Genomic DNA, 16,615 nt, shown 5'->3' on the forward strand with positions numbered 1-16,615 from the left:
CGGTGGCCGATACCGCACCGGCCGCGGCCGCCGCGGCCGCCAGCGCGGCCTCCGCCGCCAACGCGGCCGCCGTCAACGCCGACTCGGCCGCGAGCGCGGCCATCCCGGCAGCGGCAACGCCGGCCAGCGCCCCGAAGCCCTGATCCGATCCGCCGCGCGCCACCCATGGCGGCACGAAGTATGTACAATCAATGCATACTTTTCACTCCATATCACGGAGAGCCGCCATGGAAGCCACCGTTGCCGAGCGCGGGCAGATCACGCTGCCCAAGGCCGTTCGTGATGCACTGGGGCTGACCAAGGGCACGACGCTGAAGGTCGAGCTCGACGGCGCGCGCATCATCCTGCGCAAGAACGTCGACGACGCGATCTCCCGCGCCCGCGGCAAGTTCAAGCTGGACGACGGCTTCGAGTCCGTGGACGACGCGATGCGCGCGATCCGCGGCCGCGCCCCTGGCGACCCGGTGGAACGCTGAGCGCCGATGATCGCCATCGATTCCTCGGTATTGATCGACCTGCTGTCCGGCAACGTGCGCGCCGACATGGCCGAGGCCGCGCTGCGTGAGGCGCTGAGCCATGGCCCGGTGGTGGTCTGCGACGTTGTCGTCTCCGAGGTCTCGTCCTCGCTGCAGGGCGGCGATCTCGCGATGCAGGTGCTCGAGGAGATGGGCGTGCGCTACAGCCCGGTCGAGCAGAAGGCCGCGATCCGCGCCGGCGAGATGCAGCGCCGCTACCGCACGCGCGGCGGCCCACATACCCAAGGCGGTCAGCGAGCCGTTCCCGATTTCATCGTCGGCGCCCATGCGCTGCTGCAATGCAGCGCGCTGATCACCGCCGACGACGCATTTTTCCGCGACTACTTCAAGGGGCTGAAGCTCATCGTGCCGACGACGCCGGCCTGATGGCGCACTGCCCCATCCCCACCTACTGCCAGCCAACCAGGAGTCGACATGCTGCAAGCCTATCGCCAACATCAGTCCGAGCGCGCCGCGCTGGGCATCCCCCCGCTGCCCTTGGACGCCAAGCAGGTCGCCGAGCTGATCGAGCTGATCAAGAACCCGCCGGCCGGAGAGGACGCCTTCCTGCTGGACCTGCTGACGCATCGCGTGCCTCCGGGCGTCGATGACGCCGCCAAGGTCAAGGCCAGCTTCCTGGCCGCGGTCGCCCATGGCGACCTGAAGGTGGCCCTGGTCTCCAAGGCCAAGGCCACCGAGCTGCTGGGCACCATGGTCGGCGGCTACAACGTGCATCCGCTGATCGAACTGCTGGACGATGCCGAAGTCGCCGAGGTCGCCGCCGCGGGCCTGAAGAAGACCCTGCTGATGTTCGACTACTTCAACGACGTGGCCGCCAAGGCCAAGGCCGGCAATGCCAAGGCCAAGGAAGTGATGCAGAGCTGGGCCGATGCCGAGTGGTTCACCTCGCGCCCCGAGGTCGAGAAGAAGATCACCGTCACCGTCTTCAAGGTGCCCGGAGAGACCAACACCGATGACCTGTCGCCTGCCCCCGACGCCTGGAGCCGCCCGGACATCCCGCTGCACTACCTGGCGATGCTGAAGAACACCCGTCCCGACTCGGCCTTCAAGCCCGAGGAAGACGGCAAGCGCGGCCCGATGCAGTTCATCGAGGACCTGAAGAAGAAGGGCCACCTGGTCGCCTATGTGGGCGACGTGGTCGGCACCGGCTCCAGCCGCAAGTCCGCCACCAACTCGGTGATCTGGGCTACCGGATCGGACATCCCCTTCGTGCCGAACAAGCGCTTCGGCGGCGTGACCCTGGGCGGCAAGATCGCCCCGATCTTCTTCAACACGCAGGAAGACTCGGGCTCGCTGCCGATCGAGGTGGACGTGTCCAAGCTGGAAATGGGCGACGTGATCGACGTGCTGCCCTATGAGGGCAAGCTGGTGAAGAACGGTGAGACGGTCGCCGAGTTCAAGCTGAAGAGCGACGTGCTGTTCGACGAGGTGCGCGCCGGCGGCCGCATCAACCTGATCATCGGCCGCTCGCTGACCGCCAAGGCACGCGAGTTCCTGGGCCTGGCAGCAAGCACGCTGTTCCGCCTGCCGCAGGCTCCCGCCGAAACCAAGGCCGGCTTCACCCTGGCCCAGAAGATGGTCGGCCGCGCCGTCGGCCTGCCCGAGGGCCAGGGCGTGCGCCCGGGCACCTACTGCGAGCCCAAGATGACCACGGTCGGTTCGCAGGACACCACCGGCCCGATGACCCGCGACGAGCTGAAGGACCTGGCCTGCCTGGGCTTCTCGGCCGACCTGGTGATGCAGAGCTTCTGCCATACCGCCGCCTATCCGAAGCCGGTCGACGTCAAGACCCACCGCGATCTGCCCGCCTTCATCAGCAACCGCGGCGGCGTTTCGCTGCGTCCGGGCGACGGCGTGATCCACAGCTGGCTGAACCGCCTGCTGCTGCCCGACACCGTCGGCACCGGCGGCGACTCGCACACCCGCTTCCCGATCGGCATCAGCTTCCCGGCCGGTTCCGGCCTGGTGGCCTTCGGCGCCGCCACCGGCGTGATGCCGCTGGACATGCCCGAATCGGTGCTGGTGCGATTCAAGGGCCAGATGCAACCCGGCGTCACCCTGCGTGACCTGGTGCATGCGATTCCGCTGTACGCGATCAAGGCCGGTCTGCTAACCGTCGCAAAGGCAGGCAAGATCAACGCCTTCTCGGGCCGCATCCTGGAAATCGAAGGTCTGCCGGACCTGAAGGTCGAGCAAGCCTTCGAACTGAGCGACGCCTCGGCCGAGCGCTCGGCCGCCGGCTGCACGATCAAGCTGAACCCCGCGCCGATCAAGGAATACCTCACCAGCAACATCGTGCTGATGAAGAACATGATCGCCGACGGTTACGCCGACGCGAAGACCCTGCAGCGCCGCATCGAAAAGGTCGAAGCCTGGCTGGCCAAACCCGAGCTGCTGGAAGCCGACAAGGACGCCGAATACGCGCATGTCATCGAGATCGATCTGGCCGACATCAAGGAGCCGATCGTCTGCTGCCCCAACGATCCGGACGATGCCAAGTTCATGTCCGAGGTCGCCGGCACCAAGATCGACGAGGCCTTCATCGGTTCCTGCATGACCAATATCGGCCACTTCCGCGCCGCGGCCAAGCTGCTGGGCGGACAGCGCGACATCCCGGTCAAGCTGTGGGTCGCGCCGCCGACCAAGATGGACCAGAGCGAGCTGATCAAGGAAGGCCATTACGCCGCCTTCGGCACCGCCGGTGCGCGCACCGAGATGCCCGGCTGCTCGCTGTGCATGGGCAACCAGGCCCAGGTCCGCGAGGGCGCGACCGTCATCTCGACCTCGACCCGCAACTTCCCGAACCGCCTGGGCAAGAACACCAATGTGTTCCTGGGCTCGGCCGAGCTGGCCGCGATCGCATCCAAGCTGGGCAAGATCCCGAGCGTGGCCGAGTACCACGAGGCGATGGGCATCATCAACAAGGATGCGGACAGCGTCTACCGCTACATGAACTTCGACCAGATCGAGGAGTATGTCGAGGGCGCGAAGGCCGTGCCGGCCTGCTGAGCTTCGCATCGTCCGATCCAAGCCCGCTTCGGCGGGCTTTTTTTGCGCCCGCGTCGCGCCGCTTTGTTGCTAGCATCGCGGGCGGGAGGCGAAGACCGATCCATGACCATGCCCAAGCCCACCAGCGCCTTCAAGGTGCTGGTGATCGACGACCAGCAGCAGGTGCGGCACATCATCCGCGAGTCGCTGTACCGCCTGGGCATCCGCCAGGTGCTGCTGGCCGCCAACGCGGCCGAGGCGCTGAAGGCCCTGCGCGCCGACAAGGTCGACCTGGTGCTGAGCGACTACAACCTCGGCGAAGGCCCCGACGGCCAGCAACTGCTGGAAGCCGCGCGCGGCGGCCGGCTGCTCAGCCCGGTGGCGCCCTGGGTCTACATCACGGCCAATGCGCTGCGCGCCGACATCCTGGCCGCCGGCGACTTCATGCCCGACGGCTATATCGTCAAGCCCTTCACCGACCAGCTGCTGTCGCGCTACATCGAGGGCCTGTCGGCTCGCAAGCAGGCGCTGGCGCCGCTGCTGCTGGCGACCGATGCCCGGCAATGGGACCAGGTGCTGGTCGAGGCCGAGCGTTTCATCAAGCGCGGCGACGCGCTCTCCATTGAGGGCCTGAAGCAGAAGGCTCAGGCGCTGATGCGGCTGGCCCGCTTCGACGAGGCCCAGGCCTGCTACGGCCTCGCGCTGGACCTCAACTCCGAGCTGGCCTGGGCGCGCCTGGGCCATGCGCAGGCGCTGCGTGCCCAGGGCAAGCTGGAGGCCGCGCGCAGTGCGCTGGAGCAGCTCACCAAGAGCCAGCCCTCCTTTGCCAGCGCCTACGACATCCTGCTGGAGATCGCCGAGGAGCAAGGCGACCAGCAGGCCGCGCTGGACACCGCGCGCACCGTGGCCGAGCTGGTGCCCAATGCCAAGCGCAAGATCCGCCTGGGCAGCATGGCCCTGGCCGCCGGCGAGGCCGAGCTGGCCGTCAAGGCCCTGGAGCAGGCCGTGGCCAGGAATCGCCATGCGGTCACGCCCTCTCACCGGGAAAGCGTGCTGCTGGCCCAGGCCCTGCTGGACAGCGGCGAGCCCGGCCGCGCCGCGACCCTGGCGGCCGAGGTGGCCAAGCGCTTCGGCGACCAGGCCGAGGCCCGGCTGCTGGCCAGGGCCGTCAATGCCCAGGCCCAGCAGCGCCTGGGCAACGAGAGCGCGGCGGCGGCGCTGATGGACGAGGTGGCGCAAGACCTGGCACCCGGCGGCGCACTGGGCGCGCTGGACGAGCAGCACAAGCTGCTGCTGGCCAAGAGCGCGCTGGCCACCGGCCGCAACGAGCTGGGCCAGCAGCTGATCGCCGAGGTGGCGCGCAGCGACCGCCCGCTGCTGCTGGCCAGCGCGCTGCGCGCCGCCGCGGGCACCCCGGCCGAGGCCGAATGCCGCGCGCTGGTCGAGCGGGCCAATGCGGAGATGGCCGAGGCCCTGGCCGGACTGCAGCGCGCCAAGCGCAGCGGCGACATGGCCCAGGCCCTGGAGGTGGGCGAGCGGGCGCTGCAGCTCGCGCCGCAGAACTTCAATGTGCTGATCGAGCTCTGCACCCTGCACCTGATCGCGATGGGCCGCTCGGGCCAGGCCGAGCCGCACCGCGAGCGCGCGCGCGACCTGCTGGCCCGGCTGGAACGCGACCACCCGAATCACGACCGCGTGGCCGCGGCCCGCAAGTTCTTCCGCGAGCGCGCCGGCGCCGCCTGAGCGACAGATCCTCATGACCGGCCTCGACCCGCGACTCAGCGCCCTGGTCGTGCATGACCTGAAAAACCGCCTCGCGATCCTGACCGACGAGCTGGCGCGGCTGGGCCGCCTGCCCCTGCCCGCAGCGGCCCATGGCCATGCGCGGCATGCCGGCGAGCAGGCCCATCTGCTGACCCGCCGGCTGATGGAATTCCTGACCGCGCACCGCGCCGCCGAACAGGGCGGACTGCGCGCCCTGCCCGTGGAGGACATGCCGGACGCCCTGCTGCTGGAGCTGGCCGCCGATGCCCAGCCGCTGCTGCACGGCCGGCTGGCGATCCATCAACGGCTCGACGAGGCGCCGCCCTTCTGGTTCTTCGACCGCCAGCTGGTGCGCCTGGCGCTGGATTCGGCCATCTACAACGCGCTGCGCTTTGCCCGCAGCCGCATCACCCTGGGCCTGCGGTGCGAGGACGGCATGCTGTGCTTCTACGTCTGGGACGACGGTCCTGGCCTGCAGAGCAAGCCCTCGACCACCTCGACCGGCCTGGGGCGCCTGGTCTGCGACGAGGTCGCCCGGGCGCACCTGAACCATGGCCGCCGCGGCCGCAGCCTGCTGCGCGACCATCAGCAAGGCGGCGCGGTGTTCGAGCTGTTCCTGCCCTGAATAACCCTTCCCCCATTCACGGGGATCACGTCGGCACGCCGACCCGAGTCCGGGTTAGCCCCTTGGACGCCGGGGTGCGGGCGCCACGATCATCGCGGCACCGAAAGCCATCGCGCGCTTGCGCGCCAGGCAAAACCATTGGGGGACCAGCGCCGCGTCGATGTCGTCCGCAGGGCCGCGGCGGGTGCTGGATGGGCATCGTTTCATTGCATTGGGTCGGCGCCGCCCCCAGCCCGACGATGCGCAGATGAGAGGCTTCACCATGAAGAGTTCGCACACGGCGCGCGGCGCCATCGTGGCCAGCACCCTGGCCCTGGCCATCGCCGGCGCCTATGCGCAAAGCCTGCCCCTGTCGGCGAGCGAGGGCAGCAATCTCTGGTTCGTCGAGCTGTCCGGCGCCCCGGAGGCCGACGGCAACAGCCGCGCGGCGGTCAAGGCCGAGAAGGCCGCCTTCCGCAATGCGGCGGCCGCGGCGGGCGTCCAGTTCAAGGAACGGCGCAGCTACGACAGCCTGTTCAACGGCTTCGCCGTCGAGGTCGGCCCGGCCGAGCGCAACAAGCTGGCCCGCCTGCCCGGCTTCAAGGCCATGTACCCGATCGAGATCATCATGGCGCCCAAGCCCGAGGGCGGCGCCGGTGCCGCGCCCGACATGATCTCGGCCGTGGGCATGACCGGCGCCAATGTGGCGCAGGCGGCCGGCTGGACCGGCGCCGGCGTCAAGGTCGGCATCATCGACTCGGGCATCGACATCGACCACCCGGCCCTGGGCGGCAACGGCAGCCCGGGCTCGACCCCCTTCCCCAGCAGCCGCGTGGCCTATGGTTGGGACTTCGTCGGCGACGCCTACAACGCCGACTCCTCCAGCCCCGCCTACAACCCGAATCCGGTGGAGGACTTCAACCCCGACGACTGCGGCGGCCATGGCACCCATGTGGCCGGCATCGTCGGCGCCAATGGCGCGGTCAAGGGCGTGGCCCCGGGCGTGACCTTCGGCGCCTACCGCGTCTTCGGCTGCGCCGGCTCGACCAGTTCCGACATCATCCTGGCGGCGCTGGAGCGCGCCCATGCCGACGGCATGCAGGTGATCAACCAGAGCCTGGGCTCGGGCCGCCAATGGCCCCAGTACCCCACCGCCCAGGCCACCAGCCGCCTGGCGGGCAAGGGCGTGGTGGTGGTGGCCTCGATCGGCAACAACGGCCCGGGCGGATCCTCGCCGGACGGTCTCTACGCGGCCGGCGCCCCGGGCGTCGGCGAGAAGGTGATCGGCGTGGCCGCCTTTGACAACGCCCAGCAGGCCTTCAAGGTCAACGGCACGCCCTACGGCTACAACGCCGCCACCGGCGCGCCGCTGCCGCCCACCAGCGGCAGCCTGCCGCTGACGCGCACCGGCACCACCACCACCACCAACGACGCCTGCGTTGCGCTGCCGGCCGGCAGCCTGGCCGGCAAGGCCGTGCTGATCCGTCGCGGCAGCTGCAGTTTCTACATCAAGGCCGCCAATGCCCAGGCGGCGGGCGCCGCGGCCGTGGTGCTCTACAACAATGCCGCCGGCGCCCTGAATGCCACGGTGGCCGGCACGCCGGCCATCGGCATCCCGGTGGTGGGCATCACCGCCGACCATGGCGCGGCGCTGGACGGCCTGATCGCGGCCGGCGCGACGATGCTGAACTGGAGCGGCGACTATGTCAGCTATCCCTATGGCAGCGGCGGCCTGATCTCGGGCTTCAGCTCCTTCGGCCTGGCCGCCGACCTGAGCATCAAGCCCAATATCGGCGCGCCCGGCGGCAATATCTACTCCACCTATCCGCTGGAGGCCGGCGGCTTTGCCACGCTCTCGGGCACCTCGATGTCCTCGCCCCATGTGGCCGGCGGCGTGGCCCTGCTGCTGCAGGCGCGCCCCAAGACCCAGGTGGACGAGGTCAAGGTGCTGCTGCAGAACAGCGCCGATCCCAAGCGCTGGGCGGGCAATCCGGCCCTGGGCTTCCTGGACAATGTGCACCGCCAGGGCGCCGGCATGCTGGACATCCCGGCCGCGATCGCCGCCAAGACCGTGGTCGAACCCAGCGAGATCGCGCTGGGCGAGAGCGAGGGCGGCCCGGTCAGGACCAAGCTGCAGATCAAGAACCTGGGCCATGCCGGCGTCGTCTACGACATCAGCCATGAGCCCGGCTTGGCCACCGGCCCCAACACCTTCAGCCAGCAGGGCATCCAGTACCGCGTTGCGCCCGCCACGGTGAGCTTCAGCAAGTCCACGCTCACGGTGCAGGCCGCCAGCAACCAGAACGTCGACGTGACCATCGCCGCGCCGACCGGCGCCACGCTGGAGGACCGCGGCATCTATGGCGGCTACATCGTGCTCACGCCCCAGGGCGGCGGCGAGACGCTGCGGGTGCCGTTTGCCGGCTACAAGGGCGACTACCAGGCCATCCAGGTGCTGGCCCCAACCGCCAACGGCTTCCCCTGGCTGGCCAAGCTGTCGAGCGGCAGCTTCTTCAACCAGCCCGCGGGGGCCAGCTACAGCCTGGTCGGCGGCGACATTCCCTACTTCCTGCTGCACCTCGACCACCATTCCGAGATGGTGCTGCTGGAGGCGCTGGACGCCGGCACCGGCGAGCTCAGGGGCAAGGTCAGCGTGGAGGAATGGGTGACGCGCAACACCACGCCCACCGGCTTCTTCAACTTCACCTGGGACGGCACGGTCTTCAAGAAGGACCCGAACAAGCCCAATCAGTGGAGCACCCTGCCCAACGGCGCCTACAAGGTGCGGGTGACCGTCAAGAAGGCGCTGGCCGACAAGAAGAACGAGGCCCATTACGAGACCTGGACCTCGCCGGTGATCACGCTGGCGCGTCCCTGAGCGTCGCGCCGACGGCGCCGCCGCCTCGCGGTGGCTCCGTCCTCTGGCCGGGCGCGCTGCTAGCATGCCGGCTCGAATCGATTCGAGCCCTCAAGCCAGCATGCGAGCCCAGCCCATTCATTCGTTCATCATCCGTGCCGCCGCCGCCCTGCTGGGCGCGGCGGCTTTTTTGTCGAGCAGCGCCCGGGCCGCCGAGCTGCAGTTGCGCATCCTGCAGACCACGGATGTGCACATGAACCTGCTCAACTACGACTACTACCAGGACAAACCCACCGACGAGTACGGCCTCGCCAAGGCGGCTGCCCTGATCAGGGCGGCGCGCGCCGAGGCGACGAACAGCCTGCTGTTCGACAATGGCGATCTGCTGCAGGGCAACCCGCTGGGCGACCTGATCGCACGCGTGAAGCCGCTCCCCCGCGGCGCGGTGCACCCGGCCTACAAGGTTTTGAACCTCTTGAACGTGGACGCCGCCAATATCGGCAACCACGAGTTCAATTACGGCCTGTCCTTCCTGCGCCAGGCCATTGCGGGCGCCGAATTCCCCTACGTCAGCGCCAATGTGGTCGAGGCGGCGAGCGGCCGGCCGGCCTTCACGCCCTATGTGATCCTGGAGCGCAGCCTGCGCGACGAGGGCGGCGCGGCGCGCAAGCTCAAGATCGGCGTGATCGGCTTCGTGCCGCCGCAGATCATGCAGTGGGACCGCCAGCACCTGGAAGGCAGGGTCAGGGCCTTGGACATCGTCGAGACCGCGCAGCGCCTGATCCCCGAGATGCGCGCCAAGGGCGCGGACCTGGTGGTGGTGATCGCGCACAGCGGCATCGAGAAGATCGAGCAGCCGCGCTTCGCGGAAAACGTCGCGGCCCAGTTGGCACGGATCCCGGGCGTCGATGCGCTGCTGCTGGGCCATGCCCATGCCGAGTTCCCGGGGCCGGGCTTCGCCGGCTTTCCCGGCGTGGACCTGGCGCGCGGCAGCATCCACGGCGTGCCCAGCGTGATGCCGGGCCGATGGGGCGATCATCTGGGCGTGATCGACCTGAGCCTGGACGATGCCGGCGGCCGCTGGAAGGTGGTCGGCAGCCAGGCCAGCCTCCGGCCGATCTTTCAGCGCGGCACGCGCAAGGCCCTGGTCGAGGCCGACCCGGCTGTGGCCCAGGTCATCGCAGACGAACATCAGGCCACCCTCGACTATGTGCGCAGTCAGGTGGCCGTCACCGAGGCACCGATCCACAGCTATTTCGCCCAGGTGGGCGACGACCCCTCGGTGCAGTTGGTGGCGCAGGCCCAGCTGGCCTATGCCCAGCGCGCCGTGCGCGGCACCGTCTATGAAAAGCTGCCGCTGCTGTCGGCCGCGGCGCCCTTCAAGTCGGGCGGTCGTCAGGGCACGGGCAACTACACCGACATCCCGGCCGGACCGGTGGCGATCAAGCATGTGGCCGATCTCTACGTCTACCCCAACACGGTCAAGATCGTGAAGATCACGGGCGCCGAATTGCGCGAGTGGCTGGAGATGTCGGCCGGCCAGTTCAAGCGCATCGACCCGCGGGGGCCGGCAGCGCAGGAGCTGCTGGACCCGGCCTTCCGCTCCTACAACTTCGACATGATCGAGGGGGTCAGCTACCAGATCGACGTGAGCCAGGCCGCGCGCTACACGGCCGAGGGCCGGCGCACCGAGGCCCAGGGCCAGCGCATCGTCAACCTGCGCCATCAGGGCAAGCCGATCGACGAGAAGGCCGATTTCCTGGTGGTCACCAACAACTACCGTGCCAATGGCGGCGGCGGCTTCCCCGGCCTGTCCGGCGAGCGCATCGTGGTGGACGCGCCGGACGAGAACCGCGAGACCCTGGCCCGGTACCTGGCCTCGGCCAAGCGCTTCAACCCCAGCGCCGACGACAACTGGCAGATCCTGCCGGTCAAGGGCGTCAAGCTGCGCTTCCTGTCCGGCGCCGGCGGCATCGCGCATTTGCCGCGCACACCCTCGGTCAGGCTGGTCGGGGACCAGGGCGACGGCTCGGCCCTGTACGAGCTGGCGGACTGAGCGGCAGGCCGGCAGCGCGCCTCAGCCGACCAGCACCTCGGCGCAGCCGGGGTGCCCCAGGAAGCGCTGCGGGCTGGCGCTGGCGCCATAGGCGCCCGACTGGAACACGACGGCCAGGTCACCGACCTCGGCCGCCGGCAGCTCCATCCGGTCGGCCAGCAGGTCCAGCGGCGTGCACAGCGGGCCGACGACCGAGGCACTTTCGAGCCCCGTCTCGCCGCGGGTCTGGCTGATCGTCACCGGATAGTTCTTGCGCAGCACCTGGCCGAAATTGCCCGAGGCGGAGAGGTGGTGGTGCAGGCCGCCATCGGTGACGAGAAAGACCTGACCCCGCGAGACCTTGCGATCGACGACGCGCCCCACATAGACGCCCGCCTCGCCCACCAGATAGCGGCCCAGCTCGATCACGAGGCTGGCCGCCGGCAGCTCGCCGGCGGCTCGCTCGCTCAGGGCCTGCAGATTGGCGCCGATCGGCGCCAGCTCCAGCGGCGTCTCGCCCGGGAAATAGGGAATGCCGAAGCCGCCGCCCAGGTTCAGGAAGCGCACCGGCGACGGCGCCTGCTCGGCCAGACGCAGGGCCAGCGCATAGGACTTCTGCTGCGCCTCGCAGATCGACTCGGCCTTCAGGTTCTGCGAACCGGCGAACAGATGGAAACCCTCGAAGGCCAGCCCCAGGCGCCCGATCTCGGCCAGCACCGCAGGCACCAGCTCGGTGTCGATGCCGAACTGCTTGGGGCCGCCGCCCATCTTCATGCCCGAGCCCTTGAGCTCGAAGTCCGGGTTGACGCGCAGCGCCACCCTGGCCGGCAGCCCCAGCGCCTGCGAGGCCGCGGCCAGCACGGGCAGCTCGCGCGCCGATTCCACATTGACCAGCACGCCGGCCGCCACCGCCTGGCGCAGCTCGATGTCGCGCTTGCCCGGCCCGGCGAAACTGATCTCCGCCGGGTCGGCGCCGGCATCCAGCGCCACCTGCAGCTCGCCCGCCGAGGCCACATCGATGCCGTCGACCAGCCCCGCCATCAGGCCCACCAGGGCCGGCATCGGGTTGGCCTTCATCGCGTAATGCAGCTTCACCGCGCGCGGCAGCGCCGCGCGCAGCAGCGCCACCCGTTCGCGCAGCAGGCGCCGGTCATAGGCGTAGAACGGCGTCTGGCCGATGCGCTCGGCCAGCACCGACAGACGCTGGCCGCCGACGATCAGCTCGCCGTCGCGCAGGGGGAATTGCGCCATCGGCGCGTGGACGGGCGGGCGCTTGGGCGGCACGGCTTCACTCATAGATTTTTCTCCACCCAGGCGGTGGACAGCAGTTTGCGATCGATCTTGCCGTTCGGGTTGCGCGGCAGCGGTCCGGGCTGCTGTTCGATGCCGGCGGGCACCATATAGGCCGGCATGCGCTTCCTGCACTCGGTCTGCAAGGCCGCAAGGTCGACGTTGCTCGCGCCGGCCGGCGCCGTCGCGATGATCTGGATGGCCTGGCCCAGGCTCGCATGGTCGACGCCGAAGGCCACGCATTCGCCGACCAGCTGGGTGGCGTAGAGGATCTCCTCGACCTCGGTCGGGCTGACCCGGTAGCCCGAGGTCTTGATCATCTCGTCGCGCCGGCCGATGAAATACAGAAAGCCCTCGGCATCGCGGCGCACCGTGTCGCCGGAGAACACCGCGTACTCGGGCAGCTGCAGGCCGCCCTCGCGCCCGCCCACGCCGGCGGGCAGCGGCCTGTAGCGCTCGGCGGTCTTCTCGGCATCGTTCCAGTAGCCCTGCCCGACCAGCGCGCCGCGATGCACCAGCTCGCCCGGCTCCTCGGGCGCGCATTCGCTGCCGTCCTCGCGCAGCACCAGGATCTCGGCGTTCGGGATCGCGCGGCCGATCGAATCGGGCCGCCGATCGACCTCTTCGGGCGGCAGGTAGGTCGAGCGGAAGGCCTCGGTCAGGCCGTACATCAGGAAGGGCTTCGCGGCGGGCACGCGCCGACGCAGCAGGTCCAGGGTATCGCGCGGCATGCGGCCGCCGGTGTTGGCGAAGTAGCGCAGGTGCCGGTCGATCACGGCCGGCCATTCCAGCTGCGCCAGCTGGATGTACAGCGGCGGCACCGCGGTCAGGCCCGTGACCTGCTCGCGCTCCATCGCCTTCAGCACGTCGCGCGGCAGCAGGTAGTTCAGCAGCACGACGCGTGCACCGGCATGGAAGGCCGTGGTCAGCTGGCTGAAGCCGGCATCGAAGGACAGGGGCAGCGCCGCCAGCAGGGTGTCGTCGGCCCGGTTGTCCAGGTAGGAGGCCACGCTCTTGGCGCCCGCCACCATATTGCGGTGTGACAGCACGACGCCCTTGGGCTTGCCGGTTGACCCGGAGGTGTAGAGGATGGCGGTCAGATCGGTGTCGATGACGCGGTGGCCGGCGCACGGCTCGGCATCGAGCAACGCGCTCCAGCGATGCAGGGCATGGCCGGGCTGCGCCGCCGGTTCGCCGGCGGAATCGGTCAGCACCACATGGCGCAGCGCCGGGCAGGCCGCCAGCACCGCGGGCAGCGAGGCATAGCGGTCCGGCGAGGTGACGAGCACGCGCACATCGCAGTCGCGCAGGATGAAGCCGACCTGCTCGGGTTTCAGCAGCGGATTGAGGGGCACGAAAACACCGCCCGCGGCCGGCGCGCCGAAACTGGCGATGACCGTCTCGAAGCGCTTCTCCAGATAGATCGCGACGCGCTCGCCGCGCGCCAGCCCCAGCGCGATGCAGCCGGCCGCAAATCCCTGCACCCCATCGGCCAGGGCCTGATAGTCCAGGCCCGTCTCGCCATGGCGCAGGGCCTCGCCCTCGGGACGGCCGCTTGCCGCGTTCAGGATCAGTTCATGCAAGAGGGTCGATTCGGGCATGCTGCGCGGGGTCTGCACCAGGGAGAACCAGGGAGAAAAAGTATCGCACAGCGACCGCGCACGCCCCCCGTGCAAAGCTCGGCCGAAGGGCCCCGATCTTGGGGGGCCGAGCCAGCCGGCGGTGCTGGGCCTGCCGTTATGATGCCGCCACCCTAGGCGCCGGCGCCGCGCTTGCCGCACCGCGCGTCCCAGTCCGCGCAACGCGCGCCTCCGAGAGCAGCTCATGGACATAGAAAAACAGGTTCTTCGCATTCTGGACGAGGTACTGAGCCTGGAGGGCCGCAGCAGCGCCTTCACGCGCGACACCGCCCTGCTGGGCGCGATTCCCGAGCTCGACTCGATGGCCGTCGTGTCCCTGATCACCGCGCTCGAGGAGCAGCTGGGGATGAGCGTCGACGACGACGAGATCGATGGCGAGACCTTCGCCAGCGTCGGCGCCCTGGTGGATTTCGCGCGGAGCAAGACCCAGCTCTGACGCTGCCATGCAGGCCTTCTTTCTGACGGCAGGCGATGGCGGTCAGCGCTTTTGCGTCTACCACCCGGCCCGGGGCGAGGTGGCGCGCGGCGCGCTGCTCTATGTCCATCCGTTCGCGGAGGAAATGAACAAGGCCCGGCGCATGGCGGCCCTGCAGGCCCGCGCGCTGGCCGAGGCCGGCTATGCCGTGCTGCAGATCGACCTGCGCGGCTGCGGCGACAGCAGCGACGATTTTGGCGATGCCGGCTGGAGCGATTGGCTGGCCGATGTCGAGCTGGGCCTGGACTGGCTGGCGGGCCAGCACCCCGGCCGACCTCTGTGGCTGTGGGGCCTACGCGCGGGCTGCCTGCTGGCTAGCCAAGCCGCCCAGCGCCGCGCAAGCGACGTCGCGGGCCTGATCTACTGGCAACCGATGCTGAGCGGCAAGCCGCAGCTGCAGCAGTTCCTGCGCCTGCGCCTGGCGGCCGATCTGGCCGGCGGGCAGGGCCAGGCCCAGATGGCTGATCTGCGCGCGGAGTTGCGTGCGGGCCGATCGGTCGAGATCGCCGGCTATGTCTTGGCGGCGGCACTGGCCGAGGGCCTGGAGGCCGCGCTGCTCTGCGCACCCGCCCCGCAGCAGACGCTGCTGTGGCTGGAGCTGTCGGCGCGGCAGGAGTTGCTGCCGGCGTCGCAGGCCTGGCTGGAACCGCATGCGGGGGATGCCCGTATATCGGCGCATGCGCCGGCCGGGCCGGCCTTCTGGAGCACCACCGAGATCGAGGACGCGCCCGACCTGATCGCCGCGACGCTGGCGGGACTGCTGGCGCACAGCCCGACCGGCCACGAGGTGCCGGCATGAACTCTCTGGAGCAGGTGCTGCCGCTGCGCTGCCAGGGCGAGCCACTGATCGGCGTGCTGAGCCGCCCGGCCGGGAATGCTCAGCCGCAGCAGAGCGACACCGCCGTGCTGATCATCGTCGGCGGCCCGCAGTACCGCGTCGGCAGCCACCGCCAGTTCGTGCTGCTGGCGCGCCGGCTGGCCGAGGCGGGACATGCGACGCTGCGCTTCGACCATCGCGGCCTGGGCGACAGCGGCGGCGCGCTGCGCGGCTTCGAGCAGCTGGACGAGGACATCGGCGTCGCGCTCGACGCGCTGCAGCAGGCCCAGCCGGCGTGCCGGCGCGTGGTGCTGTGGGGCCTGTGCGATGCGGCCTCGGCCGCCCTGCTTTATTGCCAGCGCCGGCGCGACCCGCGCGTGGCCGGCCTGTGCCTGCTCAACCCCTGGGTCCGCTCGGCCGTCAGCCAGGCCCGCACCCAGGTCAAGCATTACTACCTGCGACGCCTGCTGAGCCGCGGTTTCTGGGGCAAGCTCTTGCGCGGCGGCGTGGCGCTGTCGGCACCGCTCGAGCTGTTGCGTGCGCTGCTGCGCATGCGCGGCGGCAGGATGGCAGACCAGGCCTCGATGGCCTATCAGGAGCGCATGGCCGAGGGCTGGCTGGGCTTCGCGGGCCCGATCCTGCTGCAGCTCAGCGAGCTCGACTACACGGCGCGCGAGTTCATCGAATATGCACAGGGCTCGCCGCTGTGGAGCCGGGCGCTGCGGCGCCAGGGCCTGCGGCGTGAACTGTTGAGGGGTGCGGATCACACCCTGTCCTTGAGTTCGGCCCGCCGCGAGGCCGAGAATCAATTGCTGGACTGGCTGCAACAACTGGGATCGGCCCCGGCCCTTCCTCACCCGCCGAGCGCTTACACATGAACATCTCCACCGCCGCTCCCTCCTGCCCCGCCCGCCCCGCCGGCCTTGGTTCGCGCCCTGGGACCGCCATGCTGCTGGCCATGCTGCTCGCCGCCGCGCCGGCATGGGCCCAGGACGACAACACCTGCGGACCGCTGACCAGCTCCTACGGCCCGTTCGACTACCGGCTCGAGCGCAACGGCCAGCTGAAGGTGGTCGATGCCCATCACTTCACCAGCGAGGTCGAGGGCCTGCTGCGCGGCAAGACCGGCAGCATCGGGGGCGACATCGACTATGTGCTGCATACCTCGCCGAACCATCACCGCGCCCTGATCTCCCTGCAGCGCTATGCGGCCAAGCTACGCCTGCCGCGCGTCCCCGATATGCGTTACTCGGTGGACTGCTTCTTCGAGCGCGCCCTGCGCTTCAAGCGCGACGATCAGGTCGCCCGGATGATCTTCGTCACCCATTTGCTGGCCACCCAGCGCGCGGACATGGCGCGCGGCGAACTGGCCACCGTCGCCGCGGCGGCGGGCGACAATGCTTTCACCCATTACAACCTGGGCCTGCTGTACTTCGAGATCAAAGACTATGACAAGGCGCTCGAGCATGCCCATCGCAGCCAGGCCCTGGGCCTGCAGCGCCCCGACCTGCGCGACAAGCTGACACAGGTCGGCCGCTGGCAGGAACCGCCCCCGCCGCCCGCCGAGGCTGCGTCCGAGGCCCAGGCGGCCTCGGCACCCCGGTCCTGA

The 16,615-nt window shown here is 69.8% G+C and carries 13 protein-coding genes; 11 read left to right on the plus strand and 2 right to left on the minus strand.

Annotated features, from left to right (window positions below):
- Positions 1-227 precede the first annotated feature (227 nt).
- The 7 genes from AC07OQ_RS11620 to AC07OQ_RS11650 all read left to right on the plus strand — a co-directional run bounded on the left by AC07OQ_RS11620 (position 228) and on the right by AC07OQ_RS11650 (position 10,805).
- On the plus strand, positions 228-476 hold the full coding sequence (locus tag AC07OQ_RS11620) for an AbrB/MazE/SpoVT family DNA-binding domain-containing protein (RefSeq protein ID WP_495053286.1): 249 nt from the start codon (positions 228-230) through the stop codon (positions 474-476).
- Between the two features lie 6 nt (positions 477-482).
- The gene (locus AC07OQ_RS11625; protein WP_495053287.1) at positions 483-902 is read left to right on the plus strand and encodes a type II toxin-antitoxin system VapC family toxin; all 420 of its coding nucleotides are present in this window, start codon (positions 483-485) and stop codon (positions 900-902) included.
- 48 nt (positions 903-950) lie between these two features.
- The gene (gene acnB, locus AC07OQ_RS11630; protein ID WP_495053288.1) at positions 951-3,545 is read left to right on the plus strand and encodes a bifunctional aconitate hydratase 2/2-methylisocitrate dehydratase; all 2,595 of its coding nucleotides are present in this window, start codon (positions 951-953) and stop codon (positions 3,543-3,545) included.
- Positions 3,546-3,647: 102 nt separating this feature from the next.
- The gene (locus tag AC07OQ_RS11635) at positions 3,648-5,267 is read left to right on the plus strand and encodes a response regulator (RefSeq protein ID WP_495053289.1); all 1,620 of its coding nucleotides are present in this window, start codon (positions 3,648-3,650) and stop codon (positions 5,265-5,267) included.
- A gap of 13 nt (positions 5,268-5,280) precedes the next feature.
- Complete coding sequence (locus tag AC07OQ_RS11640; RefSeq protein ID WP_495053290.1) at positions 5,281-5,913, plus strand: ATP-binding protein; 633 nt, start codon at positions 5,281-5,283, stop codon at positions 5,911-5,913.
- 247 nt (positions 5,914-6,160) lie between these two features.
- Positions 6,161-8,770, plus strand: coding sequence for a S8 family serine peptidase (locus AC07OQ_RS11645; RefSeq protein ID WP_495053291.1), 2,610 nt, complete (start codon positions 6,161-6,163; stop codon positions 8,768-8,770).
- 100 nt (positions 8,771-8,870) lie between these two features.
- Positions 8,871-10,805: a bifunctional 2',3'-cyclic-nucleotide 2'-phosphodiesterase/3'-nucleotidase gene (locus tag AC07OQ_RS11650; protein ID WP_495053292.1), complete on the plus strand. Its 1,935-nt coding sequence runs from the start codon at positions 8,871-8,873 to the stop codon at positions 10,803-10,805.
- 21 nt (positions 10,806-10,826) lie between these two features.
- Here the strand turns inward: AC07OQ_RS11650 and AC07OQ_RS11655 are convergent, their stop codons facing one another.
- Both AC07OQ_RS11655 and AC07OQ_RS11660 read right to left on the minus strand, forming a co-directional pair.
- A complete protein-coding gene (locus tag AC07OQ_RS11655) occupies positions 10,827-12,080 on the minus strand; it encodes a pyridoxal-dependent decarboxylase, exosortase A system-associated (protein ID WP_495053293.1) in 1,254 nt (417 codons plus the stop codon).
- On the minus strand, positions 12,077-13,675 hold the full coding sequence (locus AC07OQ_RS11660) for an acyl-CoA ligase (AMP-forming), exosortase A system-associated (protein ID WP_495053294.1): 1,599 nt from the start codon (positions 13,673-13,675) through the stop codon (positions 12,077-12,079). The genes AC07OQ_RS11655 and AC07OQ_RS11660 overlap by 4 nt, the downstream gene beginning before the upstream one ends.
- A gap of 223 nt (positions 13,676-13,898) precedes the next feature.
- Here AC07OQ_RS11660 and AC07OQ_RS11665 point away from each other — a divergent pair, with 223 nt between their 5' ends.
- From AC07OQ_RS11665 to AC07OQ_RS11680, 4 genes are read left to right on the plus strand one after another with little or no spacing between them, the layout of a single operon-like run.
- Positions 13,899-14,150 (plus strand): acyl carrier protein, encoded by a 252-nt coding sequence (locus AC07OQ_RS11665; RefSeq protein ID WP_495053295.1) that lies wholly within the window; start codon positions 13,899-13,901, stop codon positions 14,148-14,150.
- A 7-nt stretch (positions 14,151-14,157) separates the two neighbouring features.
- Positions 14,158-14,988, plus strand: coding sequence for a hydrolase 2, exosortase A system-associated (locus AC07OQ_RS11670; RefSeq protein WP_495053296.1), 831 nt, complete (start codon positions 14,158-14,160; stop codon positions 14,986-14,988).
- The gene (locus tag AC07OQ_RS11675) at positions 14,985-15,884 is read left to right on the plus strand and encodes a hydrolase 1, exosortase A system-associated (protein ID WP_495053297.1); all 900 of its coding nucleotides are present in this window, start codon (positions 14,985-14,987) and stop codon (positions 15,882-15,884) included. Before AC07OQ_RS11670 ends, AC07OQ_RS11675 begins: the two co-directional genes overlap by 4 nt.
- On the plus strand, positions 15,881-16,615 hold the full coding sequence (locus tag AC07OQ_RS11680; RefSeq protein WP_495053298.1) for a tetratricopeptide repeat protein: 735 nt from the start codon (positions 15,881-15,883) through the stop codon (positions 16,613-16,615). The genes AC07OQ_RS11675 and AC07OQ_RS11680 overlap by 4 nt, the downstream gene beginning before the upstream one ends.

This window comes from Roseateles sp. GW821-FHT09B06, from assembly GCF_059418245.1.

Bases quoted from the DNA above. Each gene is read 5' to 3' on its own strand.
- AC07OQ_RS11625 (WP_495053287.1), top strand. From the start codon at position 483: ATGATCGCCATCGATTCCTCGGTATTGATCGACCTGCTGTCCGGCAAC.
- AC07OQ_RS11620 (WP_495053286.1), top strand. From the start codon at position 228: ATGGAAGCCACCGTTGCCGAGCGCGGGCAGATCACGCTGCCCAAGGCC.
- AC07OQ_RS11635 (WP_495053289.1), top strand. From the start codon at position 3,648: ATGACCATGCCCAAGCCCACCAGCGCCTTCAAGGTGCTGGTGATCGAC.
- AC07OQ_RS11660 (WP_495053294.1), bottom strand. From the start codon at position 13,675: ATGCCCGAATCGACCCTCTTGCATGAACTGATCCTGAACGCGGCAAGC.
- AC07OQ_RS11675 (WP_495053297.1), top strand. From the start codon at position 14,985: ATGAACTCTCTGGAGCAGGTGCTGCCGCTGCGCTGCCAGGGCGAGCCA.
- acnB (WP_495053288.1), top strand. From the start codon at position 951: ATGCTGCAAGCCTATCGCCAACATCAGTCCGAGCGCGCCGCGCTGGGC.
- AC07OQ_RS11680 (WP_495053298.1), top strand. From the start codon at position 15,881: ATGAACATCTCCACCGCCGCTCCCTCCTGCCCCGCCCGCCCCGCCGGC.
- AC07OQ_RS11645 (WP_495053291.1), top strand. From the start codon at position 6,161: ATGAGAGGCTTCACCATGAAGAGTTCGCACACGGCGCGCGGCGCCATC.
- AC07OQ_RS11640 (WP_495053290.1), top strand. From the start codon at position 5,281: ATGACCGGCCTCGACCCGCGACTCAGCGCCCTGGTCGTGCATGACCTG.
- AC07OQ_RS11655 (WP_495053293.1), bottom strand. From the start codon at position 12,080: ATGAGTGAAGCCGTGCCGCCCAAGCGCCCGCCCGTCCACGCGCCGATG.
- AC07OQ_RS11665 (WP_495053295.1), top strand. From the start codon at position 13,899: ATGGACATAGAAAAACAGGTTCTTCGCATTCTGGACGAGGTACTGAGC.
- AC07OQ_RS11670 (WP_495053296.1), top strand. From the start codon at position 14,158: ATGCAGGCCTTCTTTCTGACGGCAGGCGATGGCGGTCAGCGCTTTTGC.
- AC07OQ_RS11650 (WP_495053292.1), top strand. From the start codon at position 8,871: ATGCGAGCCCAGCCCATTCATTCGTTCATCATCCGTGCCGCCGCCGCC.